This window comes from Agromyces sp. NPDC055661 (assembly GCF_053618135.1).
On record NZ_JBSHHC010000001.1, the window covers coordinates 2,447,983 to 2,469,481 of the forward strand.

The following is a 21,499-nucleotide window of genomic DNA, read 5'->3' on the forward strand; positions in this document are numbered from 1 at the left end:
GCCCTCGCCGCGGCATCCGCCCCCGCGCTAGCATCGGCCTCACGGGACGCAGTGGTCGCGTCTCCGAGCGAATGGGGTGCGCATCATGTCGGATTCGGTGGAAGTCAAGCGGCCGGTCGTCGTCTCGATCGTCGCGGTCGTGGCGTTCATCTCGGGCGTCTACGACATCATCTCGGGCATCCTGCTGATCTTCCAGGCGAACGATCCCACGGTGAATGCCGCGTTCGGCGGCTCGGCGGGCGTGCTGGCCGCCTCCATCGGGTCGATGATCCTCGGCGCCATCGTGGTGGCGCTGTCGTTCGGCCTGTGGACGGGCAGCTGGGTCGCCCGCATGATCGTGACCGTCGTTCGCGCGCTGTCGCTCATCAAGTCGCTGTTCCTCGCGGTCGCGTGGATGGGCAACCCGGTGGGCGAGTGGGCGAACGTCGCGCTCTCCGCGATCGTGCTCATCCTGCTCTGGACGCGTCCGGCGAGCGCCTTCTTCAACGCGACGGCCCGCGCCAAGGAGCGCGCCAAGCGCTAGCATCGCACCAGGCGCGCCGCGTCCTGGCGGCGCCGACGACGTGGGGGAGTCATCGATGTCGAATTCCGTCGACCGTCCGGGCGGCGTGACGCTCGTCGCCGTGCTGACCTGGATCTCGGGTGCGCTCGACATCCTGGGCGGCACGATCCTGCTGTTCCAGACGAGCATCGCCTCGACCGTCGAGCAGTTCGGCGGCGCGAGCCAGCTCATCGCGACCGCGATCTTCTCGATCCTCATCGGCGCCGTGGTGATCGTGGTGGCGGTCGGCCTCATGCGGGGCAGCAGCGGCGCGCGCATCGTGATCACCATCTTCGAGGCGCTCTCGATCATGAGCTCGATCTTCCTCGCGATCGCCTATCCGGCCGGCGCGATCGGCGAGTACTTCGGCGTCGCGATCTCGCTCGTGATCATCGCGCTGCTCTGGACGCGCCGGGCGAGCGCCTTCTTCCGCAACTGACTCGCGATTCGATGTGCGGATGCCGCGGCATCCGCTCATCGTCGTAAAGCGGGTGCACGGATGCCGCGACGCCCGCTTGTGGACACTGCAACGCAGCCTCGATGCGCCTTTGTAGGGTCCCGACAGCCCCGTCCGAGGGGTCCCGCACGCCGTTTGTAGGCGCCGGACGCCTCGTTTCCGGCCCCCGTGAGGGCGTCCTAGCGTGGAACGGCAGCCCGCCGAACAGCGAAGGACAGAACCGACGATGGTTGACACGGCAACCCCTACTTCCCCGAAGACGACCGGCGACACGACCGCCGCGACCGTTCCCGCGACGCCGTCGCGCGACCGTTCCGCGGCGCCCGTCCAGGCCCCGCCCGCAGCGCCGCAGCCCGCCTCGCCGCGCATCGACGTCGAGCAGCTCGCACGTCAGCTGCTCGGCACGTGGCCCGAGATCCGGCTCGCCGCTCGCGCCCGCGCGGCGGAGCCCGAGTACCAGCGCATCGACGGCCAGCCGATGGACGAGCACCGCGAGCGCGTGCTCGGGCAGCTCAAGCGCCTCGTCGAGTCGGGTGCCGTGCACAAGGCGTTCCCGAAGGAGCTCGGCGGCCAGGACGACCACGGAGGCAACATCGCGGCGTTCGAGGAGCTCGTGCTCGCCGACCCGAGCTTGCAGATCAAGTCGGGCGTGCAGTGGGGCCTCTTCGGTGCCGCCGTGCTGCACCTCGGCACGACCCCGCACCACGAGAAGTGGCTGCCGGGCATCATGAGCCTCGAGGTGCCCGGCGCCTTCGCGATGACCGAGACCGGACACGGTTCCGACGTCGCGGCCATCGGCACCACGGCGACCTACGACCCGGCGACCGAGGAGTTCGTGATCCACACGCCGTTCCGCGGCGCGTGGAAGGACTACCTCGGCAACGCAGCCGTGCACGGCATCGCGGCGGTGGTGTTCGCGCAGCTCATCACCAAGGGCGTGAACCACGGCGTGCACGCGTTCTACGTGCCGATCCGCAACGAGCAGGGCGAGTTCCTGCCGGGCATCGGCGGCGAGGACGACGGCCTCAAGGGCGGCCTGAACGGCATCGACAACGGCCGCCTGCACTTCACCGACGTGCGCGTCCCGCGCGAGAACCTCCTCAACCGGTACGGCGACGTTACGGTCGACGGCACGTACACGAGCCCCATCTCGAGCCCCGGACGCCGCTTCTTCACCATGCTCGGCACGCTCGTGCAGGGGCGTGTGTCCCTCGACGGCGCGGCGACCATCGCCTCCGCGGCGGCCCTCGACATCGCGATCACCTACGGCAACCAGCGCCGCCAGTTCAACGCCGCGAGCGACGTCGACGAGGAGGTGCTGCTCGACTACCAGCGGCACCAGCGCCGGCTCATCCCGAGGCTCGCGACGACGTACGCGCAGGTCTTCGCGCACGACGAGTTCCTCGTGAAGTTCGACGCCGTGTTCTCGGGCAAGGCCGACACCGACGACGACCGCCAGGACCTCGAGACCATCGCGGCGGCGCTGAAGCCGCTCTCGACGTGGCACGCGCTCGACACGCTGCAGGAGGCCCGCGAGGCCTGCGGCGGCGCCGGGTTCCTCGCCGAGAACCGCCTCGTCGGCCTGCGCCAGGACCTCGACATCTACGTGACGTTCGAGGGCGACAACAACGTGCTGCTGCAGCTCGTGGCCAAGCGCCTGCTCACCGACTTCTCGAAGCAGTTCGCGAACGCCGACGCCGGCGCCCTCGCCCGGTACGTCGTCGCGCAGACGGCCGACCGTGCGTACCACGGATCGGGCCTGCGCCGCCTCGCGCAGACGATCGCCGACTTCGGGTCGACGGCCCGCTCGGTCTCGGAGCTCCGGGACGAGGAGGGCCAGCGCGAGCTGCTCACCGACCGGGTCGAGACGATGATCGCCGAGATCGCGGGCCGGCTCCGCGACGCGCGCAAGCTGCCGAAGGCGGATGCCGCAGCGGCGTTCAACCGCAACCAGAACGAGCTCATCGAGGCGGCCCGCGCACACGCCGAGCTGCTGCAGTGGGAGGCGTTCACGCGCGGCCTCGCGAAGACGAGCGACCCCGGCACCAAGCAGGTGCTCACGTGGGTGCGCGACCTGTTCGGCCTCGGTCTCATCGAGCAGCACCTCGCGTGGTACCTCATCCACGGCCGCCTCTCGCCGCAGCGCGCGCAGGCCGTCACGGCCTACATCGACCGGCTCGTCGAGCGCCTGCGCCCGCACGCGCAGGACCTCGTCGACGCGTTCGGCTTCGCGCCCGAGCACCTGCGTGCGAGCATCGCGACGGGCGCCGAGCTCGAGCGCCAGGACGAGGCTCGCGAGTACTACGCGGAGCGCCGGGCGGCGGGCACGCTGCCCGCGCCGGAGAAGAGCTCGAAGAAGTAGCGAGCGCCTCCCGGGTGGTCGAGTAGCGCCCGGCGGAGGCGGACGCGTATCGAGACCTGAGGACGGATCTCGATACGCGTCGCGCTGCGCGCGGCGCTCCTCGATCACCGACTATCTGCGCAGGCGCCGGTACGCGACCGCCGCGAGCGGCACGAACACGAGCGCGATCACGAGCGGCCACACGGATGCCGCGAGCACGGCGTGCTCCGCGAGCCATCCGCTCGTGACTCCCGTCGGGTTGCCGAACAGCTCTCGCGCGGCCGTGGCGGTCGCCGACACGGGATTCCACTCGGCGACCGTGCCGAGCCAACCGGGCATCGTCTCGGCGGAGACGAACACGGTCGAGAGGAACCCGATCGGCCACACGAGCACCTGCACCGCCGTGGTCGCACCCGTGCCGCGGAACCGCAGTCCGAGGAAGATCCCGACCCAGAGCAAGGCGAACCGGAGCCAGAGCAGGAGCAGCACGCCGAGCGCGATCTCGGCCGGCCCGGTCGTCGGGCGCCAGCCGATGAGCAGTCCACCGAGCATCAGCACGGCGAGATTCAGCGTCGAGTTGCCGAGGTCGGCGATCGCCCGTCCGAGCGCGACCGAGGCGCTCGAGATGGGCAGGGAACGGAAACGGTCGGTGATCCCGCGCTTCGCGTCCTCGGACATGGCGGTCATCGTGGACTCGAGCCCGAACAGCATCGCCAGTGCGAACATCCCCGGCAGGAGGTAGGCGATGTAGTCGCCGCCGCCGGGGACCTCGATCGCGCCACCGAAGAGGAACGCGAACAGCAGGATCAGCATGATGTTGAACGCGAGGCCGAAGACGATTCCCCAGGGCTCGCGGACCTGGTGGAGCAGGTCGCGGCCGGCGATGAGCGCTCCCTCGCGGAGCGGATTCGAGCGGCGGTCGCGCAGCCCGGGGGCGGCCGCGATGCCGCGGGCGGGCGTGGGACGGAGTGCGGCGCTCATCGGGCGACCTCCTCGTCGGTTCGGGCGGCGGGTGCGGTGAGGTGCAGGAACACCTCGTCGAGCGACGGGCGGCGCAGCGCGAGGTCGTCGACGTCGACCCCGGCCGCATCGAGAGCCCGCACGATGGGCGCGAGCGCCTTCGCGCCGGCGGCGACCTCCACGGTGACGGTGCGGGTGTCGGCATCGACGGATGCCGCGGCATCCGTGACCCGGGCGATCGCGTCCGCGGCATCCGCCAGTCGGCTCGGGTCGGCGACCACGGCCTCGACGCGATCGCCGCCGAGGCGCGACTTGAGCTCGGCGGGCGTGCCCTCGGCGATGACGCGGCCGTGGTCCATGACGGAGACGCGGTCGGCGAGCTGGTCGGCCTCGTCGAGGATCTGCGTCGTGAGGAGCACGGTGGTGCCCGCGGCGGCGACCTCGCGGACGGCCTGCCAGACGGTGGCGCGGCCGCGCGGGTCGAGTCCGGTGGTGGGCTCGTCGAGGAACAGGATCGCGGGGGTCAGCACGAGCCCGGCCGCGATGTCGAGGCGGCGGCGCATGCCGCCCGAGAACCCGGAGGTCGGGCGGTCCGCGGCATCCGCCAGCCCGAACGCCACGAGCAGGTCGCCGGTGCGCTTGGCCGCCCGCCGTTTCGAGAGGCCGCTGAGCCGGGCGAAGAGCATGAGGTTCTGCCGGGCGGAGAGCGCGTCGTCGACCGCGTGGAACTGGCCGACGAGGCCGATGCGCTCGCGCACGCCGGCGGGGTCGCGCCGGACGTCGACGCCCGCGATGGCGGCGGTGCCATCGTCGAACGAGGTCAGCGTCGTGAGGCACCGGACGGCCGTGGTCTTCCCGGCGCCGTTCGGGCCGAGCAGGCCGTGCACCGTGCCGGCCGCGATCGTGAGGTCGAAGCCGTCGAGCGCCGGTTCGCGCCCGTAGCGCTTGCGAAGCCCGATGGCCTGGAGGGCTGGAGGGGGAGGGAGGGTGGCACTCATCGAAGCCTTTCAGCGTACAACGTACGGAATTATTGCAATGACCGTACACTATACGGAGAATGTAGGCTAGCCCCCGTGTCGACCGAATCCACCGGGCGAGGGGAGCCCGACCGGACCCTGCGCCTGCTGTGGCGCGATCGCCTCGGCGAGCCGGTGGGTTCGCGGGGTCCGAAGCAGCGCGCGAGCGTCGACGCGGTGGTCGACACGGCGATCGCCCTCGCCGACGAGGAGGGCATGGAGGCGCTCTCGATGCGCCGCATCGCCGAGCGCCTCGGCCTGAAGCCGATGTCGGTGTACACCTACGTGCCGGGCAAGGCCGAGCTCATCGACCTGATGGTCGATCGCGTGGCCGGCGAGCAGCCGCTCCCCGAGCTGCGCGGATCACTGCGGGAGCGCCTCGAGCAGGTGGCGCGGCTGACGTGGAACGAGCTGCTGCGGCATCCGTGGCTGCTCTCGATCGACACGAGCCGGCCGCCGCTCGGACCGAACGTCTCGGACCGCTGGGAGTGGAGCCTGCGGGCCATCGAGGGCCTCGGGCTGAGCGATCTCGCCATGGACCAGGTGATCTCGCTCGTCGTCGGCTTCGTCTCCGGGCCGGCGCGCGCCTACGTCGACGCCGAGCGACTGCATCGCTCGACCACCGAGACCGACGAGGAGTGGTGGGAGCGGAACGCGCCGGTGCTCACCGAGATCATGGACCCGGCGCGCTACCCGATCTCGGGCCGTGTCGGGCAGGCGGCCGGCGAGGAGTACGGAGCGCCGTCCGATCCCGAGCGCGCGTTCCACTTCGGGCTCGCCCGCGTGATCGACGGGATCGAGGCGTACGTGGCGTCGGGGCGCTGACCTACTCCGACGACGGGGGTTTCATGAGCGCGCCGGCCGCGAGGCCGACCGCGAGTCCAGCGGCGAGCCAGAGCCAGAAGCCGGTCCAGAGGCTGATGCCGACGCCCACGATGGCGCCGACGACGAGCCCCACGATGAGCTGCTTGCGGCGGGCGGAGGACATCGGATCGGAGGCCATGCCCCCAGCCTAGGCGGCGCCGGCGCGCGGTCAGCGGGGCCGGTACTCGCGCACGTGGGCCACCTCGAACACGAACGGCAGGGCGTCGAGGTCGCGCGGGGCATCCGTCGGGAGTTCGTAGACGTCGAGCATGAGCTGCACCGGATAGGCGATGGACTGCTCGACGATCTTCACGAGCCGACCGTCGACGAAGAAGCGCAGGCGCTCGGGCAGCCACTCGACGGCGTAGTCGTGGAACCCGGTGAGGTCGCCGTCGACGCGCACTTTCTCGAAGTCCATGACGAGCCGCGGATCGTGCTGCGGCTTGACGCCCACGCCGACGAGGCCCGAGTCCTCCCCGACCTCACTGCCGAAGATCTCGAGGATGCAGATCTCGCCGCAGTTCACGGCCTCGTCCTCGAACCCGATCGGCCACAGTGCGACCATGGCCGACGGATGCCGGATCGCGCGGACCCGCGCCTCGATGACCCCGAAGTGCGGCAGCCAGAGGCGCTCCTCGTCCTCCTCCTCGCGCACCTCGAGGCCGGCGCGGAACCGGTGCTGGCCCACCGGACTCCCGAGCGGGCCCGAGAACTGGCCCGTCTGCAGGTGCGACACCCGCACGTCGCCGTCGTACTCGGGCGACCACGGCTCGGTGTCGCGGTCGATGCGCAGCTTGAGCGTGCCGTCGGAGACCTCGTAGCGAGCTCGCGTCGCCGCGCGCGAGCTCCAGTGCGGCAGGTAGTGCGGGAACCAGCGGGTGTCGGCGAGGTCGTCGCCGTCGAACTGCTCGTCGACCGCGAGCACGTAGCCGTCGAGGTCCAGGGTCGTGGCATCCGTCGTCATCGTCGGTCGCTCCTTCCGCGACGTCTGCGTCGCTCCCGGCGGCTGCCCTCGCTACACGAGGCCGAGGGCTCGCACCGCGTCGCGCTCGTCGTGCAGCTCGGCCACGGATGCGTCGATGCGATGCCGCGCGAACGCATCGAGCTCGAGGCCCTGCACGATGCGCCAGGCGCCGTCGACCGACTCGACCGGGAACGACGACACGAGCCCCTCGGGCACGCCGTACGACCCGTCGGACACGACCGCCGCGCTCGTCCATCCGTTCGTGGTGCCGAGCACCCAGTCGTGCACGTGGTCGATCGTGGCGCTCGCCGCGGAGGCGACCGAGGACGAGCCGCGCACCTCGATGATCTCGGCACCGCGCTTCGCCACGCGCGGGATGAAGTGATCGACGAGCCACTCGCGCGCGGCCTCGGGTCCGCCGAGGCGGTACGAGAGCAGCGCGGCCACCGACTGCCCGCCCGCGGTCGCATGGGCGACGTCTGGGAACTGCGTGGCCGAGTGGTTGCCCCAGATCGTGAGGTCGCGGATGTCGCTCACGGGCGTCCCGACGGTCGGCGCGAGCTGGGCGAGCGCGCGGTTGTGATCGAGGCGGGTGAGGGCCGTGAAGCGGTCGGCCGGGACATCCGGAGCATGCGCCGCTGCGATGAGTGCGTTCGTGTTGGCCGGGTTGCCGACGACGACCACTCGCACGTCGTCGGCCGCGCCGGCGTTGATCGCCGCGCCCTGGGGCCCGAAGATGCCCGCGTTCGCCGCGAGCAGGTCGCCGCGCTCCATGCCCGCGGTGCGCGGACGGGCGCCGACGAGGAGGGCCAGGCTCGTGCCGCGGAAGGCCGCCGTCGGGTCGTCGTAGACCTCGACGTGCGAGAGCAGCGGGAACGCCGAGTCGTGCAGCTCGAGCGCCGCGCCCTCCGCGCCGCGCAGGCCCTGCGGGATCTCGAGCAGGTTCAGGCGCACCTGGGTGTCGGGTCCGAGCATCGCGCCCGAGGCGATGCGGAAGAGCAGCGCGTAGCCGATCTGCCCCCCGGCGCCCGTGATCGTGATCGTGATCGGCTTCTTCGCGGCCATACGCACAGACTATGCCCGGGTGCGCGGGCGCTCAGGCGCGACCGGTGCCGTCCGCGTGGACCCGGCACCGCGACGGCTCGTGGCCGACGCCGTCCGCGTCACCAGCCGTGCGAGCCCGGACCGCCCTTGAACGGGCCGACGACGCGCGACGTGATCCAGCCGCCGTAGAACCCGCCGGGCTGCGGCACCACGGGTTCGCCGTCGACGATGCAGGCGTCCATCGGGCCCGCGTAGACGGCGACGCGGTCGGCGAGCACCTCGAAGCCGGGCGACGGGGTCGGGTAGTTCCACGCCGCACGATCGGCCACCGTGCCGCCGCCGCGCACGCTGAGGTAGCGGGCCGCGCCCTTGAACTCGCAGAACGACCGGCCGGCCGCGGGCTCGAGCGAACCGGGTGCGAACGCCGCGATCGGCAGGTAGTACACGGGCGGATGGCTCGTCTCGAGCACCCGCACCACATCGCGGGTGTCGACGACGCGCTCGCCGCCGAGCTCGATCGTCACGCGGACGTCGACGACTTCGGCGCGCGGCGGCCGCGGGTAGTCCCAGACGGACTCCTGCCCGGGAGCCGTCGGTGCCGGGTCGGGTCGCATGGCGGGAGCGTACGGCGCGAGGCTGGGAGCGTGCGGCACGTTGGCGAATGGGGGTGCGGCGGCGGCGCGGCGGCTGTCGGGGGCATCCGCGGATCGTCTAGCGTGTCGGCATGAGAGACCTCTATCCCGAGATCGAGCCGCTCGAGACGGGAATGCTCGACGTGGGGGACGGCCAGCACATCTACTGGGAGGTGTCGGGCAACCGCGAAGGCAGGCCCGTGGTGTTCCTCCACGGCGGACCCGGCGCCGGCACGACACCCGAGCACCGCCGGCTCTTCGACCCCGAGCGATACCGGATCGTGCTGTTCGACCAGCGCGGCTGCGGACTCTCGATCCCGCACGCGTCGGAGCCCGACGCCGACCTGTCGGCGAACACCACGTGGCATCTCGTGGCCGACATGGAGCGGCTGCGGAACCACCTCGGCATCGATCGGTGGCAGGTCTTCGGCGGATCGTGGGGGAGCGCCCTCGCGCTCGCGTACGCGCAGACGCATCCCGAGCGGGTCACCGAGCTCGTGCTGCGCGGCATCTTCACGCTCCGCAGGCAGGAGCTCGACTGGTTCTACGAAGGCGGGGCCGCCGCCGTGTATCCCGACCTCTGGGAGCAGTTCCTTGAACCCGTGCCGGCGCTCGAGCGCGCGCACCTCATCGAGGCGTACGGGCGGCTGCTGAAGGACCCCGACCCCGAGGTGCACCAGCCCGCCGCGATCGCGTGGTCGCGCTGGGAGTCGTCGACGATCACGCTGCTGCCGCAGGCCGACACGATCGCCCGGTTCACGGCGCCCGAGTACGCCACCGCGTTCGCGCGCATCGAGAACCACTACTTCCGGCACGGTGGCTGGTGGGAGGAGGGGCAGCTCATCCGGGACGCCCCGCGGCTCGCCGGCATCCCGGCCGTGATCGTGCAGGGCCGGTACGACATGTGCACCCCGCCGATGACCGCGTGGGACCTCCACACCGCGTGGCCCGAGGCCGAGTTCCACCTCGTCTCCGACGCCGGGCACGCGTTCGACGAGCCGGGCATCCTCGATGCACTGATCCGCGCGACCGACAAGTTCGCGGGCGGCGGCGACGACGAGCGTGACCGTGCCACGGATGCCGCGACGGAGCCCTCGGAGGGCGAGGACGCGGACGACGATGCGGATGACGCAGGCGAGGACGAGGTGGACGACGGCGACGACGCGGACGACGAAGACGCGGACGACCACGATGCGGACGACGACGCGGGCGATGGCGACAACGAAGACGAAGATGACGACGACGACGCGGTCAGCGACGACACGGGGCCGCTCCGGCATCGGAGGGGGTTCATTCCGGCCCGACCCGACGTCGTCAACCCCTCGCCCGAAGACGGCGGGGATCGGCTTCCGAAGCCGCGCGGAGAGTAGCGTCATGCCATGACGTTCAACCCGAACGCCGACATCGGCGGTGGCAAGACCTCGAAGCGCGGACGCAACACCGGCATCGCCGTCGGAGGCGGCCTCGGCGTGATCGCGTTGGTGATCATCTCGCAGCTCCTCGGCGTCGACGTCACCGGCCTCCTCGGCGGAGGCGGCGGCCAGCCGGCGGCGGAGGACTCCGCCCTGGAGGAGTGCCAGACGGGCCAGGACGCCAACGAGCGCGTCGACTGCCGCATGAAGGGCGCCGCGGCATCCCTCGAGGACTACTGGGTGGACGCGGCACCGACCATCGGGGTCGCCTACGCGAGCCCGCAGGGCTTCGTGCTCTTCACCGATGCCGTCGCGACCGGCTGCGGCAACGCCTCCTCGGCCACCGGGCCCTTCTACTGCCCGCCCGACCAGACCCTCTACGTCGACACGAGCTTCTTCGATCAGCTCGAGAGCCAGTTCGGCGCCAGCGGCGGCCCGCTCGCCGAGATGTACGTGGTGGCGCACGAGTGGGGGCACCACATCCAGAACCTCGCGGGCGTCCTCGAGCGCGCGCAGGACGGCCAGACCGGACCGACGTCGAACTCGGTGCGCACCGAGCTGCAGGCGGACTGCTTCGCGGGTTCGTGGGCGGCGGCGGCCTCGCAGACCACCGACGAGCGCGGCGTCCCGTTCCTCCAGCCGATCACGCGCGACCAGTACGCGCAGGCGATCGACGCCGCGGCGGCGGTCGGCGACGACCGGATCCAGGAGGCCACGCAGGGGCAGGTGTCGCCGCACTCGTTCACCCATGGGTCGAGCGAGCAGCGCGTGCGCTGGTTCGAGACCGGGTACCAGGGCGGCGCGCAGTCGTGCGACACCTTCTCGATCGACGGCTCGCAGCTGTGATCGGCGCCCGTCGGTGATCGCACGCCGAGTCGGGCGGATCGCCCTCGGCGTGGTCGCCGTGCTCGTGCTCGTGGTCGTCGTGTTCCTCGCGTGGGCGCACACCGTGATGGCCGGCGAGCGACCGGCCGCGCTCGAGGCCTGGCGCGACGACGAGATCACCATCACCCACACCGACCGGTCGTTCGTGATCGAACCGGCCGAGGGCGGCAGCGACGTCGGACTCGTGTTCATCCCCGGAGCGCGCGTCGATCCGGCCGCCTACCTGTGGAAGCTCAGCGGCATCGTCGCCGAGTCGGGTGCGACCGTCGTGATCACCGAGCCCACGCTGAACCTCGCGTTCTTCGACACCCGCCCGCTCTCGGCGTTCACCGCCGATGCTCCCGACGTGACCGAGTGGTACGTGGGCGGCCACTCCCTGGGCGGCGTGCGCGCCTGCCAGCTCGCGGGTGCGGGCACGGATGCCGCGGCCGACCCGCCCGTCGCCGGCGTCGTGCTGTTCAGCAGCTACTGCGCGAACGACCTCGCCGACACCGACCTGCGGGTGCTCTCGCTCGTGGGCGAACGCGACGGACTCTCGACGCCCGAGAAGGTCGCCGACGCGGCGCACCTGCTGCCGCCCAGCGCCGAGACGGTGATGCTCCCGGGCGCCAACCATGCCGCGTTCGGCGACTACGGCGCGCAACCGGGCGACAACGCGGCGACCGCGTCGGACGAGGAGACCCGCGACCGCATCACGGAGGCGGTCGCCGAGTTCCTCGCGCCGGCGCCGTGACGCCCGTGCCTCCGGCGCGGGTGACGCCGCCGGCTCGGCTCAGGCGATCGCGGCGGCGATCGCCTGGCCGAGCTGCACGGGCTTGGTGAACTGCGGCCAGTGCCCCGTGGGCAGGTCGACGTAGTCGACGTGCTTCACGCGAGCGAGCTCGCGGGTGAACGGCGAGTCGGCGGCGATCCACTCGACGAGGGCCGCGCTGGGGAACTCCGACGCGATGATCGTGACCGGCACGTCGTAGCGGCGCTCCTCGGTGAGCGCGATCGGGTCGTAGGCGACGCCCTTCGGCTCGGCGATCGCCCGGGCACGGAACTGCGCGCGCAGGTCGTCGTCGAGGTCGACGAGGTCGGCGTCGTCGAACACCGACCAGTCGGGCAGCGGGATCTCGCCGTCGACGACGGGCAGCTGGTCGTTGACGGCGAGTCCGTCGCCGAGCGGGCCGGCGTCGACGTAGACGACGCGCGCTATGCGGTCGGGGCGGGCGTCGGCCACGCCGTGCGCGATGGCGCCGCCGCCCGAGTGCCCGACGAGGACGAGTTGCGCGTCGGCGCCGTAGCCGTCGACGATCTCGGCGACCGCGTCGATGTGGTCTTGGAGGCCGATCTCCGACCGGTCGGCGTCGGGCGACTCGAGCCCGGGAAGGGTGAGCGGGTTGACGCGATGACCGGCCTCCTCGAGGAGGGGAGTCACCCGCTCCCACGACGACGCGTCGAGCCAGAAACCGGGGATGAGGATGACGTCCATTCCTCGACGGTATCGGCGGCCTCCGACACCTCGACGCGTGAGGCGACCGCGGGCCGCGGCGCCCGTCGCACGCCCGCCGTGGCGAGCACCACGATCCCGGCCGCGAGCACCGCGAGGCCGAGCAGACCACCCGCCGACAGCGTCTCGCCGAGCACGGCGACGCCGAGGATCCCCGCGGTGAGCGGCTCCGCGAGCGTGAGCGTCGACACGGGCGCGGGGGCGAGCCCGCGCAGGCCGATCCCGAACAGCACGTAGGCGAGGGTCGTGGTCACGAGGCCGAGCCACAGCGCCATGACGAGGCCCGGGCCTGTGGCGAGCCACGAGGCATCCGTCGACAGGAGCACCGGGAGGCTCACGATCGCGGCGACGCCGAAGAGCGAGCCCATGCTGCCGATCGGCGTCCAGTCCCGATCGAGCAGCGCCTTGCCCGCCAGCGTGTACACCGCGTACGACGCACCGGCGCCGAGCGAGGCGAGGAGTCCGAGCGGGCTGGCGCTCGCCGAGCCCTGGTCGGTGGCGACGGCGAGGATCGCGACGCCCGCGGTGGCGATCGCGGTGGCGAGGAGCCAGCGGTGTCCGGGATAGCGGCGCCGCAGCATCCAGTCGAGCGCGCCCGTGATGACGGGGGCCGAGCCGAGCGCCACGACGGTGCCGACCGCGACGCCGTTCGCGGCGGTGCCCGCGAAGAAGGCGGGCTGGTAGGCGAGGACGCCGAGCGCGCCGATGCCGACGATCGCCCACGTCGGCACCCGGCGCGAGGGCGCGAGGCCGACGCCGGGCGTCGACGCGGCGGATGTCCCGGTCGCGCCGCCTCGACGCCCGGCGAAGTGGAGGAACAGGGCGATGAGCCCCAGCGCGCCGCCGCCGATCAGGATGCGCGCGGCACCCACGGAGGCGGAGCTCGCGTCGGGCCCGAGCGCCTGCGCCGTGCCGGTGGTGCCGAAGCACACCGAGGCGAGGAGGACCGCGACGACGAAACGCATGCGATATTGTTACACAATCCTGTGGCGGGCCCGCAAGTCCCGACGGACGCATGGACCTGCGCGGGGAGGTAACATCGCGGATGTCGCGCGCGCCCTGCGGCGACGGACCCGCAGTGCCGCGGACCGTCGCCTCCCCCCAGCAGGCGTCGCCGCGGCATCCGCCACGTGGTTCCCCCAGCCCGTCGGCGGAACGACCCGGAACGGAGGACCCCTGTGCGTGCCGTGCTCGTGAACGCCTTCGGCGAGACGCCCCGGATCGCCGACGTCTCGGAGCCCGTGTGCCCTCCGCGCGGTGCGGTGATCCGCGTGCGCGCCACCGGCGTCTGCCGCAGCGACTGGCACGCGTGGATGGGCCACGACGACACCGTCGCCCTGCCGCACGTGCCGGGCCACGAGTTCGCCGGCGTGATCGCCGCACTCGGCTCGGAGGTGCCCGACGAGGCGGGCTGGCGCGTCGGCGACCGCGTCACCGCGCCGTTCATCTGCGCGTGCGGCCGCTGCCCCGAATGCCTCGCGGGCAACGAGCAGGTCTGCGACGCCCAGTCGCAGCCGGGCTTCACGCACTGGGGATCGTTCGCCGAGCTCGTCGTGGTCGATGAGGCCGCGCGCAACCTCATCCGCCTGCCCGACTCGCTCGGCTTCGTCGAGGCCGCGTCGCTCGGATGCCGCTTCGCGACCGCCTACCGGGCGATCGTGTCGCGCAGCCGCCTCGCGCCTGGCGAGCAGATCGCGGTGCACGGATGCGGCGGCGTCGGCCTCTCGGCGATCATGATCGCGGTCGCGGCGGGCGTCACCGTCTACGGCGTCGACGTGTCCGACGCGGCCCTCGAGGCGGCGGAGAAGCTCGGCGCGGTGCCGGTGCGCGGCGGCGAGGGCGCGGCGGAGCGGATCGTCGCGGCATCCGGCGGCGGCGTCGACGTGTCGTTCGACGCATACGGCTCGGCCGCGACGGCGCTCGACTCGGTGCGGAGCCTGAAGAAGCGCGGCCGGCACGTGCAGATCGGGCTCATGTTCGGCGACAACGCGCTCGCGGCCATGCCCATGGACGCGGTCATCGCGGGCGAGCTCGAGATCCTGGGCAGCCACGGCATGGCGGCGCACGAGTACCCGTCGATGCTCGGCGCGGTGGCGTCGGGCGACTTCCGTCCGGTCGAGCTCGTCGGCCGCACGATCGCGCTCGACGAGGTGCCGGCGGCGCTCGGCGCGATGGGCACGGCGGGCGGTGCGGGCTCGGGCATGACGGTCGTCGAGCTGTAGCGGCATCCGTCGCACTGCCGACGATCGCGCCGGATTCAGGCGATCGCGCTCGATTCAGGCTGATTCCGCGCGTATCCGCCTGAATCGCGACCGATCGCCTGAATCGGAGACGTCGAAGCTCGGAGGTCGCCACAATGGGGGGATGGATCCCGTCGCGGCGCTCGAGGAGATCGCCTTCCTGCTGGAGCGCGACCGAGCCTCGAGGTACAAGTCCACGGCGTTCCGCCGGGCCGCGGCGATCATCGAGCAGTACACGCCCGAGGAGCTCGCGGCGCGCGTGCGCGACGGCCGACTGAAGCGCACGAAGGGCATCGGCGACAGCACGTACGCGGTCATCGCCCAGGCGGTCGGCGGCGAGGTGCCCGACTACCTGGCCGACCTGCGCGAGCGCAGCGGCCCGGCGGTCTCGGCGGCGAAGCCGGGGCTCCGCGCGCAGCTGAAGGGCGACCTGCACAGCCACACCGAGTGGAGCGACGGCACGACGCCGATCACGACCATGGCCCGCGCGGCCGAGCTCGTCGGCCTCGAGTACCTCGTGATCTCCGACCACTCGCCGAACCTCACGGTCGCGAACGGGCTCAGCGTGGAGCGGCTGACCGAGCAGCTCGACGTGCTCGACGAGCTGGACGCCGCACGGGAGGGCGGCATCAGGCTGCTCTCGGGCATCGAGGTCGACATCCTGCTCGACGGCGCGCTCGACCAGACGCCCGAGATGCTCTCGCGACTCGACGTGGTGGTCGCGAGCGTGCACTCCAAGCTGCGCACCGAGTCGCGCGAGATGACCCGACGGATGCTGGGGGCGATCACCGACCCGCAGACGAACGTGCTCGGCCACTGCACGGGCCGCCTCGTCGAGGGCTCACGCGGCACCCGTCCCCAGTCGACGTTCGACGCGCGCGCGGTGTTCGCGGCGTGCGCCGAGCACGGCGTGGCCGTCGAGATCAACTCGCGGCCCGAGCGCCAGGACCCGCCCGACGACCTCATCCAGCTCGCGCTCGAGGCCGGATGCCTCTTCAGCGTCGACAGCGATGCGCACGCGCCGGGGCACTTCTCGTTCCTCGAGCTCGGGGCGGCACGCGCCGAGGCGAACGGCGTGCCGGCCGAGCGCATCGTCACGACGTGGCCGGTGGACCGGCTGCTGGAGTGGTCGCGGCGGAACCGGTGAGCGGGCGCGGCTCAGGGCTCTGGGCGATGCCGCAGCCGGACCGGCTCAGGCGCGCCGGGCGCCGTCGACCACGGCGGCGACCGTGGCGTCGTCCGTCGGCAGGTTCGCCTCGCCGAGTCGCTGGCGCGCCATCGTCGTGAGGTCGTCGACGTGGCCCAGCGCGGCGTCGCCGCGCATCTGCTCCGCGACGCCCGCGATCTTCTCGTCGATCCCGGCCTCGCCGCTGCCGTCTTCGATGGGTGCGTCCTGGGTGTCCATCGGGTCAGCCTCGCACGGCTGTCCGATCGCCGCCGCCCCTTGACAGCCGCTGGGAGATCTTCTCCTTCTCCCCGACGCGGGCGGCGCGTACAGTGGTCGCACCGGTCGGACCCGAACGCCTGGGAGATGGAATGAGCGGTGTGACGCGCACGGATGTCGTCATCCACGACCTCGAGTCGGCCGAGCGCGAGCTCGGCGCCCACTTCCCCGACATCCGCCTCGGACGGGTCGAACGCGAGGGCTTCCGTTCGACGTTCGCGACGACGATCGGCGACCGCTTCTCGCTCATGGACTACACGTTCGAAGGGTCGGGCGCAGCGACCTCCGGGTCCGAGGACCTCGTCGTCATCATGAGTCGCGGCCGCGGATACGAACTGGCGCACGGCCGCGAGGCCGTCGACACGTCCAAGCCGTTCCTCGCGCCGGCCGCAGGCCTCGCCGGCCGGTGGGACTCCTTCGACGCCAAGCTCGTGCGGCTCGACCTCGCAGCCGTCGAGCGCATCGCGCAGGCGGCCGCCGGGGATCCGTCGTTCCGCCTGGTCCGCCGGGGGACTGCCCCGTCGTCGCCCGATCGCGCTCGCCACTGGAGCCTCGTCCTCGGTGCGCTCGAGCGCATGCTCTCCGACGCCCCCGAGGCGTTCGACTCCCCGATCTTCGCCGAGGGGATGTTCCACCAGCTCGCGACCGCGTTCCTGCACGCGTTCGACACGAGCTGGCTCGAGGTCGCCGAACGCGACCTCGGCCATGCCACCCGGTCGGCGGTCGTGCGCCGCGCGGTGGAGTACATGCAGGAGCACGCCGGCGAGCCCATCACGGTGCAGCACGTCGCGGATGCCGCGTTCATCTCCACGCGCGGGCTGCACTACGCGTTCACGCGCGACCTCGGCCGCTCGCCGTCGGACATGCTGCGGCGGATCCGCCTCGATCGGGCGCGCGCCGACCTCGCGGCATCCGATGGGCGCCTCACCGTCGCCGCGGTCGCCCGTCGCTGGGGCTTCGCCAGCTCCTCGCGGTTCTCGCAGGCGTATCACCGGGCGTTCGGCGAACAGCCCTCCGAGACCCTCAGGCGCTGACGGGCTCGGGCGTGCGGTCGGGCGTGCGCTCGTCGGGGCGGTCGGCGGGTCGCGGCGGCTCGATCGGCTCGGGCACCACCGTCAGGCCGCTGTTCGCGTTGGCCGAGAGCGCGAGGAGCTCGAGCCAGGCCCGATTCAGCGTCGGGCGACGGTTGCCCGAGTAGACGAACTCGATCGCGATCGACGGTGCGATCCAGCACACGGTCTGCTGCGTGCCGTCGTCCCACGTGAAGGTGAACGACTCGCGCCGGCGCAGCTTGTTGATGATGACGACCTGGAGGTGGGCCATCGTGCGGTCGTCGACGGCGAGCGGGATGCCGCCGTTGTAGATGAGCGTGCCCATCGGGTCTCCTGCCGGTCGGGGGTCCGCGGGCGGGGCGTGCCGCGGAGGACGCACGGACCGAGGGGTCCGGCCGGCGGGTGCCCCCACGCCGCCGGCGGTCGTCCGCTCACACCGTATGGCGGCGGCGCCCCGATCGGGCCCACGCTCGCGGCATCCGTTCCGCCAGCGGATCCAGCCGTTCCGATCGCGGATGCCGCGCGCCCGGAATGCCGCGGGTCGAGGAGCGCCCGGTGCAGTCGGACGCGTCTCGAAACCCGCGTGCGCAGGCAGGGTTTCGAGACGGGCGCTGCGCGCCCTCCTCGGGACGCGCGCTCAGCGCGTGCGGAGCTCGTTCAACACCTCGACGAGCACGTTCGAGATGCCGTTCGCCTGGATGGCGAGCTTCGCCACGGCGTCGAACACGGCACTGCCCGGTGCGACCTCGCCGCTGTCGGCGAGCGCGCCGATCGCCTCGGTCGTCTCGGACGCCAGCGCCTTCAGCATCTGCGCTCGCTCGATCGGATTGATGGCCATCGTGATCTCCTCGTGCGCTTCAGCAGAGTCCGGGCTTCGAGCATCGCCGCATCCGAGAAGCGCCACAAGACCCGTCGGCTCAGTGGTGGTGCTGCCCGACTGCGCTCGGCCGGGGCCGTTCGGCTCGTTCGCGTCGACAGGTCCCGCGCCCGCGAGTAGCCTGCAGGTATACGTCCCACCTGGACCCTGTGGGCTCGTCGTTCGACGAAGGGTCAGGTGCGGCCATGGGCTCGTTCATCTACGACAGGAGTGTCGCGATCGACATCGATGACCGCGCCCTCGCGCACCTCCAGGTCGTCATCCTCGACAAGCTCCGGCGCAACGAGTCGTTCGCGCTCGACCTCCGGGACGCGAAGCACTGGTCGACCGTCTGGGTCAGCCGGCGGACCCCGCTGGAGTTCGTGTACGCCGGGAATCGTCGCGTGCCGTTGAACCGCGAATGGCTGGAGGAGATGGCCGACGAGGTCGGCATCCACGGTGTGCTGCGGCTGACACCCGAGCCGATGCCGGCGCATCCGAGCGACTCCGTGCCCCAGCCCGTCCCCCGCGGCGAACCCGTGTCGGCGCCATGACCCCGTCGTCCCCCTCCGGGGGGTCCGGGAGATCGGCGGGCGAGCCGTGAGCCCCGGTGAGGCCGTCGGCCGCGCGGCCGCTCAGTTGACGGTGGCGATTGGCCCGCAGGGCCTCTGCCAGCCGTTCGTCGAGGCGTTCGCCGTCTCGGGCGCGGTGATCTCCACGCTCGGTGATCCCCTGGGCTCGCAGACCGTGTGTGCGAGCGACGCCGTGGCGGCCAGGATCGACGAGATCCAGATCGACCTCGGCGAGGGCCCGTGCTGGAACGCGCTGGAGTCGCGACGGCCCGTGCTCGAGCAGGACCGCCAGCGCCTGAGCGGCGACTGGCCGGCCGCTCACGAGGCCCTTGAAGAGCTGCACCTCGGCGCACTCTTCGCGTTCCCCCTCCACGTCGGCGACCTCGCCGTCGGCTCGCTCGACCTGTACTCCACGGCTCGGCGTCGACTCACGCCGGTGCAGGTGCAGGACATCACGGCGCTCGCGTCGATCGCGGCTCGTCAGGTGCTGCGGCGGGCGCTCGCGGAGCTGGTGGACGGCGAGGACGGGATCGCCGACGGTCGTTTCTCGCGTCGCGAGGTCCACCAGGCGTCGGGGATGGTCGCCGCCCAGCTGCGGATCGACGTGGACGACGCCCTCGTGGTGCTGCGCGCCCACGCATTCGCACACGGACGCTCGGTACGGGACGTCGCCGGCGATGTCGTCGAACGCCGACTGGACTTCCGGCCATGAGGCGGTACCCGCTCCGGCGGCCGCGTCCTAGGATGGCGACATGAAGGCCCGAACCCGCGAGGATCGCCTGGTGGGAACCTTCGTGACACTGGCGGACTCCCTGGTCGCCGACTACGACGTCGTCGACCTCCTCCAACTGCTCGTCGAGGAGGCCATCGAGCTCTTCGACGCCGCCGCCGCCGGGATCCTCCTCGTCAGTCGGGCGCAGGAGCTCGAGGTCATCGTCTCGACGAACGAGCGAAGCGAGTTCCTCGGACTCATGCAGCTCCGGGCCGGCGAGGGCCCGTGCGTCGAGGCCGTCACGACCGGCGCGGTCGTCTCAGTCGCCGACCTGGATCACATCGAGGAGCGCTGGCCGCTCTTCGCGGCGGACGCGCGCCGGTCGGGCTTCCGCTCGATGCACTCCATCCCGATGCGGCTCCGCGACAACACCATCGGCTCGCTCAACCTCTTCCGCGATCGCGTCGGCCAGCTCAACGACGAGGATGCGATGGCGGCGCAGGCGCTCGCGGACGTCGCCACCATCGGCATCCTGCAGCACCGCATCGCCGAACAGGCCGAGATCACCCAGGCGCAGCTCCAGAACGCCCTCGACAGCCGCGTGGCCATCGAGCAGGCCAAGGGCTACCTCGCACATACGCAGGGCATCGACATGGATGCCGCGTTCAGCCGTATCCGCGCGAACGCCCGCTCAACCCAGCGTCGCCTGCGCGACGTGGCCGCCGACGTCATCACCGGACGCCTCGACCTCTGATTCGCACAGCACATGGGCATCCGAGTGTCCGCCGTGTCTCGAAGGCAACCCCTTGTCGACGGAGATTCGGCGACGTAGCCTCATTCGACAGTCACCCCGGACCCTGGTCGACTCCACCGACAGCGACACGGGCTGGAGAAGGTCATGGGGGACGAATTCAACGGGGTCTCGGAACGCCCCGTCATCGCGCAGGCCGGCGTCCGGGCTACGCGAAGTGCGAGTGCGAGTGCGAGCGACTTCACGGAACTCGCGGCACGCATCCAACGCGCCGGCCTGATGCGGCGGCGCTACGGCTACTACTGGGCGAAGCTCGTGCTGCTGCCCCTCGCCATCGTCGTCGCGTGCGTCGCCTTCGTCTGGATCGGGGACACCTGGTGGCAGCTCATCAGCGCCATCGTCTTCGGGGTGCTCTTCACCCAGGTCGCGTTCCTCGGCCACGATGCCGCGCATCGGCAGATCTTCGTGTCCGGGCGGTGGAACGACTGGACCAGCCTCATCATCGGCGACCTCTTCATCGGCATGAGCTACGGCTGGTGGCGGCACAAGCACACGAGGCACCACGCCAACCCGAACAAGGAGGGCGTCGATCCCGACCTCGAGTTGCCCGTCATCTCCTTCACGGCCGACCAGGCCGAGCGACGGCGGAACCCCGTCACGTCGTGGCTCATCAGCCACCAGGGCATCTTCTTCTTCCCCATCCTCCTGTTCGAGGGTCTGTCGCTCCACGCGTCGAGCGTCGCCCGGGTGCTCTCCAAGGAGCCCGTCGAGCGCCGCTGGGTCGAGATCGGGCTGCTCGCCGCCCGCCTCGGCGGCTTCGCGACCCTGGTGTTCCTCGTGCTCTCCCCCGGCGTCGCCGCGGGGTTCCTCGCGGTGCAGCTCGGCGTGTTCGGGTTCTACATGGGGGCGTCGTTCGCGCCGAACCACAAGGGGATGCCCATCGTCCCGGCGACCGTGAAGCTCGACTTCCTTCGACGCCAGGTGCTGATGAGCCGGAACATCCGCGGGAATCGGTTCATCGACACGGCCATGGGGGGATTGAACTACCAGGTCGAACACCACCTCTTCCCGTCGATGCCGCGGCCGCACCTCCGGCGTGCGGCTCCGCTCGTGCGCGCCTACTGCGGCGAGGTCGGCGTCACGTACACGCAGACCGGGCTGTTCCGCTCGTACGGGATCGTGCTGCGGTACATCAACCGCGTCGGGCTCGGCGAGCACGATCCGTTCGACTGCCCGCTCGTCGCGCAGCGGAGCAGTCTCTAGC

At 71.8% G+C, this 21,499-nt stretch carries 24 protein-coding genes and 1 pseudogene; 14 read left to right on the forward strand and 11 right to left on the reverse strand.

Going from position 1 to position 21,499, the window contains the following annotated elements; genetic code table 11:
• Positions 1-85: 85 nt before the first annotated feature.
• The 3 genes from ACWGO8_RS11185 (at position 86) to ACWGO8_RS11195 (ending at position 3,360) form a co-directional block, all read left to right on the forward strand.
• A complete protein-coding gene (locus ACWGO8_RS11185) occupies positions 86-523 on the forward strand; it encodes a hypothetical protein (protein WP_452043130.1) in 438 nt (145 codons plus the stop codon).
• Positions 524-578: 55 nt separating this feature from the next.
• Positions 579-980, forward strand: a complete 402-nt coding sequence (locus ACWGO8_RS11190) for a DUF7144 family membrane protein (protein WP_376953725.1) — start codon at positions 579-581, stop codon at positions 978-980.
• 244 nt (positions 981-1,224) lie between these two features.
• The gene (locus ACWGO8_RS11195) at positions 1,225-3,360 is read left to right on the forward strand and encodes an acyl-CoA dehydrogenase family protein (protein ID WP_452043131.1); all 2,136 of its coding nucleotides are present in this window, start codon (positions 1,225-1,227) and stop codon (positions 3,358-3,360) included.
• A 111-nt stretch (positions 3,361-3,471) separates the two neighbouring features.
• Here ACWGO8_RS11195 and ACWGO8_RS11200 read toward each other — a convergent pair whose 3' ends face one another.
• On the reverse strand, positions 3,472-4,320 hold the full coding sequence (locus tag ACWGO8_RS11200) for an ABC transporter permease (RefSeq protein ID WP_452043132.1): 849 nt from the start codon (positions 4,318-4,320) through the stop codon (positions 3,472-3,474).
• Entirely contained in the window at positions 4,317-5,297 is a 981-nt protein-coding gene (locus tag ACWGO8_RS11205) for an ATP-binding cassette domain-containing protein (protein WP_452043133.1), read from the reverse strand. Before ACWGO8_RS11205 ends, ACWGO8_RS11200 begins: the two co-directional genes overlap by 4 nt.
• Positions 5,298-5,372: 75 nt before the next feature.
• Between ACWGO8_RS11205 and ACWGO8_RS11210 the strand changes: the two genes are divergently transcribed.
• Positions 5,373-6,140 carry a TetR/AcrR family transcriptional regulator gene (locus tag ACWGO8_RS11210; RefSeq protein ID WP_452043134.1) on the forward strand — a complete coding sequence of 256 codons (768 nt, stop codon included), beginning with the start codon at positions 5,373-5,375 and terminating at the stop codon, positions 6,138-6,140.
• A gap of 1 nt (position 6,141) precedes the next feature.
• On the opposite strand, the gene ACWGO8_RS11215 is transcribed toward ACWGO8_RS11210, so the two are convergent.
• The 4 genes from ACWGO8_RS11215 to ACWGO8_RS11230 all read right to left on the reverse strand — a co-directional run bounded on the left by ACWGO8_RS11215 (position 6,142) and on the right by ACWGO8_RS11230 (position 8,801).
• A complete protein-coding gene (locus ACWGO8_RS11215) occupies positions 6,142-6,318 on the reverse strand; it encodes an HPP family protein (RefSeq protein WP_452043135.1) in 177 nt (58 codons plus the stop codon).
• 30 nt (positions 6,319-6,348) lie between these two features.
• Positions 6,349-7,143 (reverse strand): glycoside hydrolase family 16 protein, encoded by a 795-nt coding sequence (locus tag ACWGO8_RS11220; protein ID WP_452043136.1) that lies wholly within the window; start codon positions 7,141-7,143, stop codon positions 6,349-6,351.
• A 51-nt stretch (positions 7,144-7,194) separates the two neighbouring features.
• On the reverse strand, positions 7,195-8,208 hold the full coding sequence (locus tag ACWGO8_RS11225) for a malate dehydrogenase (RefSeq protein ID WP_452043137.1): 1,014 nt from the start codon (positions 8,206-8,208) through the stop codon (positions 7,195-7,197).
• Positions 8,209-8,306: 98 nt separating this feature from the next.
• Positions 8,307-8,801 carry a DUF427 domain-containing protein gene (locus ACWGO8_RS11230; RefSeq protein WP_452043138.1) on the reverse strand — a complete coding sequence of 165 codons (495 nt, stop codon included), beginning with the start codon at positions 8,799-8,801 and terminating at the stop codon, positions 8,307-8,309.
• 110 nt (positions 8,802-8,911) lie between these two features.
• On the opposite strand from ACWGO8_RS11230, the pseudogene pip reads away from it, so the two are divergent.
• The 3 genes and pseudogenes from pip to ACWGO8_RS11245 form a co-directional block, all read left to right on the forward strand.
• A pseudogene (gene pip, locus ACWGO8_RS11235) lies at positions 8,912-9,862 on the forward strand (prolyl aminopeptidase); the annotation flags it as partial.
• A gap of 336 nt (positions 9,863-10,198) precedes the next feature.
• The gene (gene ypfJ / locus ACWGO8_RS11240) at positions 10,199-11,077 is read left to right on the forward strand and encodes a KPN_02809 family neutral zinc metallopeptidase (RefSeq protein WP_452043139.1); all 879 of its coding nucleotides are present in this window, start codon (positions 10,199-10,201) and stop codon (positions 11,075-11,077) included.
• A gap of 13 nt (positions 11,078-11,090) precedes the next feature.
• The gene (locus ACWGO8_RS11245) at positions 11,091-11,849 is read left to right on the forward strand and encodes an alpha/beta hydrolase (RefSeq protein ID WP_452043140.1); all 759 of its coding nucleotides are present in this window, start codon (positions 11,091-11,093) and stop codon (positions 11,847-11,849) included.
• A gap of 39 nt (positions 11,850-11,888) precedes the next feature.
• Here the strand turns inward: ACWGO8_RS11245 and ACWGO8_RS11250 are convergent, their stop codons facing one another.
• Together ACWGO8_RS11250 and ACWGO8_RS11255 are read right to left on the reverse strand one after the other, a co-directional pair.
• A complete protein-coding gene (locus ACWGO8_RS11250) occupies positions 11,889-12,590 on the reverse strand; it encodes an alpha/beta fold hydrolase (RefSeq protein WP_452043141.1) in 702 nt (233 codons plus the stop codon).
• Positions 12,533-13,573 (reverse strand): EamA family transporter, encoded by a 1,041-nt coding sequence (locus ACWGO8_RS11255; protein ID WP_452043142.1) that lies wholly within the window; start codon positions 13,571-13,573, stop codon positions 12,533-12,535. Before ACWGO8_RS11255 ends, ACWGO8_RS11250 begins: the two co-directional genes overlap by 58 nt.
• 213 nt (positions 13,574-13,786) lie before the next feature.
• Between ACWGO8_RS11255 and ACWGO8_RS11260 the strand changes: the two genes are divergently transcribed.
• A complete protein-coding gene (locus ACWGO8_RS11260; protein ID WP_452043143.1) occupies positions 13,787-14,830 on the forward strand; it encodes a zinc-dependent alcohol dehydrogenase family protein in 1,044 nt (347 codons plus the stop codon).
• Positions 14,831-14,972: 142 nt separating this feature from the next.
• Positions 14,973-15,995, forward strand: a complete 1,023-nt coding sequence (locus ACWGO8_RS11265; protein WP_452043144.1) for a PHP domain-containing protein — start codon at positions 14,973-14,975, stop codon at positions 15,993-15,995.
• Between the two features lie 45 nt (positions 15,996-16,040).
• Here ACWGO8_RS11265 and ACWGO8_RS11270 read toward each other — a convergent pair whose 3' ends face one another.
• On the reverse strand, positions 16,041-16,253 hold the full coding sequence (locus tag ACWGO8_RS11270) for a hypothetical protein (protein WP_376953742.1): 213 nt from the start codon (positions 16,251-16,253) through the stop codon (positions 16,041-16,043).
• Positions 16,254-16,384: 131 nt separating this feature from the next.
• On the opposite strand from ACWGO8_RS11270, the gene ACWGO8_RS11275 reads away from it, so the two are divergent.
• Positions 16,385-17,326 carry a helix-turn-helix transcriptional regulator gene (locus tag ACWGO8_RS11275; protein WP_452043145.1) on the forward strand — a complete coding sequence of 314 codons (942 nt, stop codon included), beginning with the start codon at positions 16,385-16,387 and terminating at the stop codon, positions 17,324-17,326.
• On the opposite strand, the gene ACWGO8_RS11280 is transcribed toward ACWGO8_RS11275, so the two are convergent.
• On the reverse strand, positions 17,316-17,669 hold the full coding sequence (locus ACWGO8_RS11280) for a DUF7882 family protein (RefSeq protein ID WP_452043146.1): 354 nt from the start codon (positions 17,667-17,669) through the stop codon (positions 17,316-17,318). The genes ACWGO8_RS11275 and ACWGO8_RS11280 overlap by 11 nt on opposite strands.
• 312 nt (positions 17,670-17,981) lie before the next feature.
• Entirely contained in the window at positions 17,982-18,182 is a 201-nt protein-coding gene (locus tag ACWGO8_RS11285; protein ID WP_452043147.1) for a hypothetical protein, read from the reverse strand.
• Positions 18,183-18,406: 224 nt separating this feature from the next.
• Between ACWGO8_RS11285 and ACWGO8_RS11290 the strand changes: the two genes are divergently transcribed.
• The 4 genes from ACWGO8_RS11290 to ACWGO8_RS11305 all read left to right on the forward strand — a co-directional run bounded on the left by ACWGO8_RS11290 (position 18,407) and on the right by ACWGO8_RS11305 (position 21,498).
• A complete protein-coding gene (locus ACWGO8_RS11290) occupies positions 18,407-18,754 on the forward strand; it encodes a DUF7882 family protein (protein ID WP_452043148.1) in 348 nt (115 codons plus the stop codon).
• A gap of 46 nt (positions 18,755-18,800) precedes the next feature.
• On the forward strand, positions 18,801-19,484 hold the full coding sequence (locus ACWGO8_RS11295) for a GAF and ANTAR domain-containing protein (protein ID WP_452043149.1): 684 nt from the start codon (positions 18,801-18,803) through the stop codon (positions 19,482-19,484).
• A gap of 40 nt (positions 19,485-19,524) precedes the next feature.
• Positions 19,525-20,238, forward strand: coding sequence for an ANTAR domain-containing protein (locus ACWGO8_RS11300; protein WP_452043150.1), 714 nt, complete (start codon positions 19,525-19,527; stop codon positions 20,236-20,238).
• Between the two features lie 144 nt (positions 20,239-20,382).
• Positions 20,383-21,498, forward strand: coding sequence for a fatty acid desaturase family protein (locus ACWGO8_RS11305; RefSeq protein WP_452043151.1), 1,116 nt, complete (start codon positions 20,383-20,385; stop codon positions 21,496-21,498).
• Position 21,499: the final 1 nt, after the last annotated feature.

Coding starts and splice junctions, on each gene's coding strand:
- ACWGO8_RS11185 (WP_452043130.1), top strand. CDS start 86: ATGTCGGATTCGGTGGAAGTCAAGCGGCCGGTCGTCGTCTCGATCGTC.
- ACWGO8_RS11190 (WP_376953725.1), top strand. CDS start 579: ATGTCGAATTCCGTCGACCGTCCGGGCGGCGTGACGCTCGTCGCCGTG.
- ACWGO8_RS11195 (WP_452043131.1), top strand. CDS start 1,225: ATGGTTGACACGGCAACCCCTACTTCCCCGAAGACGACCGGCGACACG.
- ACWGO8_RS11200 (WP_452043132.1), bottom strand. CDS start 4,320: ATGAGCGCCGCACTCCGTCCCACGCCCGCCCGCGGCATCGCGGCCGCC.
- ACWGO8_RS11205 (WP_452043133.1), bottom strand. CDS start 5,297: ATGAGTGCCACCCTCCCTCCCCCTCCAGCCCTCCAGGCCATCGGGCTT.
- ACWGO8_RS11215 (WP_452043135.1), bottom strand. CDS start 6,318: ATGGCCTCCGATCCGATGTCCTCCGCCCGCCGCAAGCAGCTCATCGTG.
- ACWGO8_RS11220 (WP_452043136.1), bottom strand. CDS start 7,143: ATGACGACGGATGCCACGACCCTGGACCTCGACGGCTACGTGCTCGCG.
- ACWGO8_RS11225 (WP_452043137.1), bottom strand. CDS start 8,208: ATGGCCGCGAAGAAGCCGATCACGATCACGATCACGGGCGCCGGGGGG.
- ACWGO8_RS11230 (WP_452043138.1), bottom strand. CDS start 8,801: ATGCGACCCGACCCGGCACCGACGGCTCCCGGGCAGGAGTCCGTCTGG.
- ypfJ (WP_452043139.1), top strand. CDS start 10,199: ATGACGTTCAACCCGAACGCCGACATCGGCGGTGGCAAGACCTCGAAG.
- ACWGO8_RS11250 (WP_452043141.1), bottom strand. CDS start 12,590: ATGGACGTCATCCTCATCCCCGGTTTCTGGCTCGACGCGTCGTCGTGG.
- ACWGO8_RS11255 (WP_452043142.1), bottom strand. CDS start 13,573: ATGCGTTTCGTCGTCGCGGTCCTCCTCGCCTCGGTGTGCTTCGGCACC.
- ACWGO8_RS11265 (WP_452043144.1), top strand. CDS start 14,973: ATGGATCCCGTCGCGGCGCTCGAGGAGATCGCCTTCCTGCTGGAGCGC.
- ACWGO8_RS11270 (WP_376953742.1), bottom strand. CDS start 16,253: ATGGACACCCAGGACGCACCCATCGAAGACGGCAGCGGCGAGGCCGGG.
- ACWGO8_RS11275 (WP_452043145.1), top strand. CDS start 16,385: ATGAGCGGTGTGACGCGCACGGATGTCGTCATCCACGACCTCGAGTCG.
- ACWGO8_RS11280 (WP_452043146.1), bottom strand. CDS start 17,669: ATGGGCACGCTCATCTACAACGGCGGCATCCCGCTCGCCGTCGACGAC.
- ACWGO8_RS11285 (WP_452043147.1), bottom strand. CDS start 18,182: ATGGCCATCAATCCGATCGAGCGAGCGCAGATGCTGAAGGCGCTGGCG.
- ACWGO8_RS11290 (WP_452043148.1), top strand. CDS start 18,407: ATGGGCTCGTTCATCTACGACAGGAGTGTCGCGATCGACATCGATGAC.
- ACWGO8_RS11300 (WP_452043150.1), top strand. CDS start 19,525: ATGAAGGCCCGAACCCGCGAGGATCGCCTGGTGGGAACCTTCGTGACA.
- ACWGO8_RS11305 (WP_452043151.1), top strand. CDS start 20,383: ATGGGGGACGAATTCAACGGGGTCTCGGAACGCCCCGTCATCGCGCAG.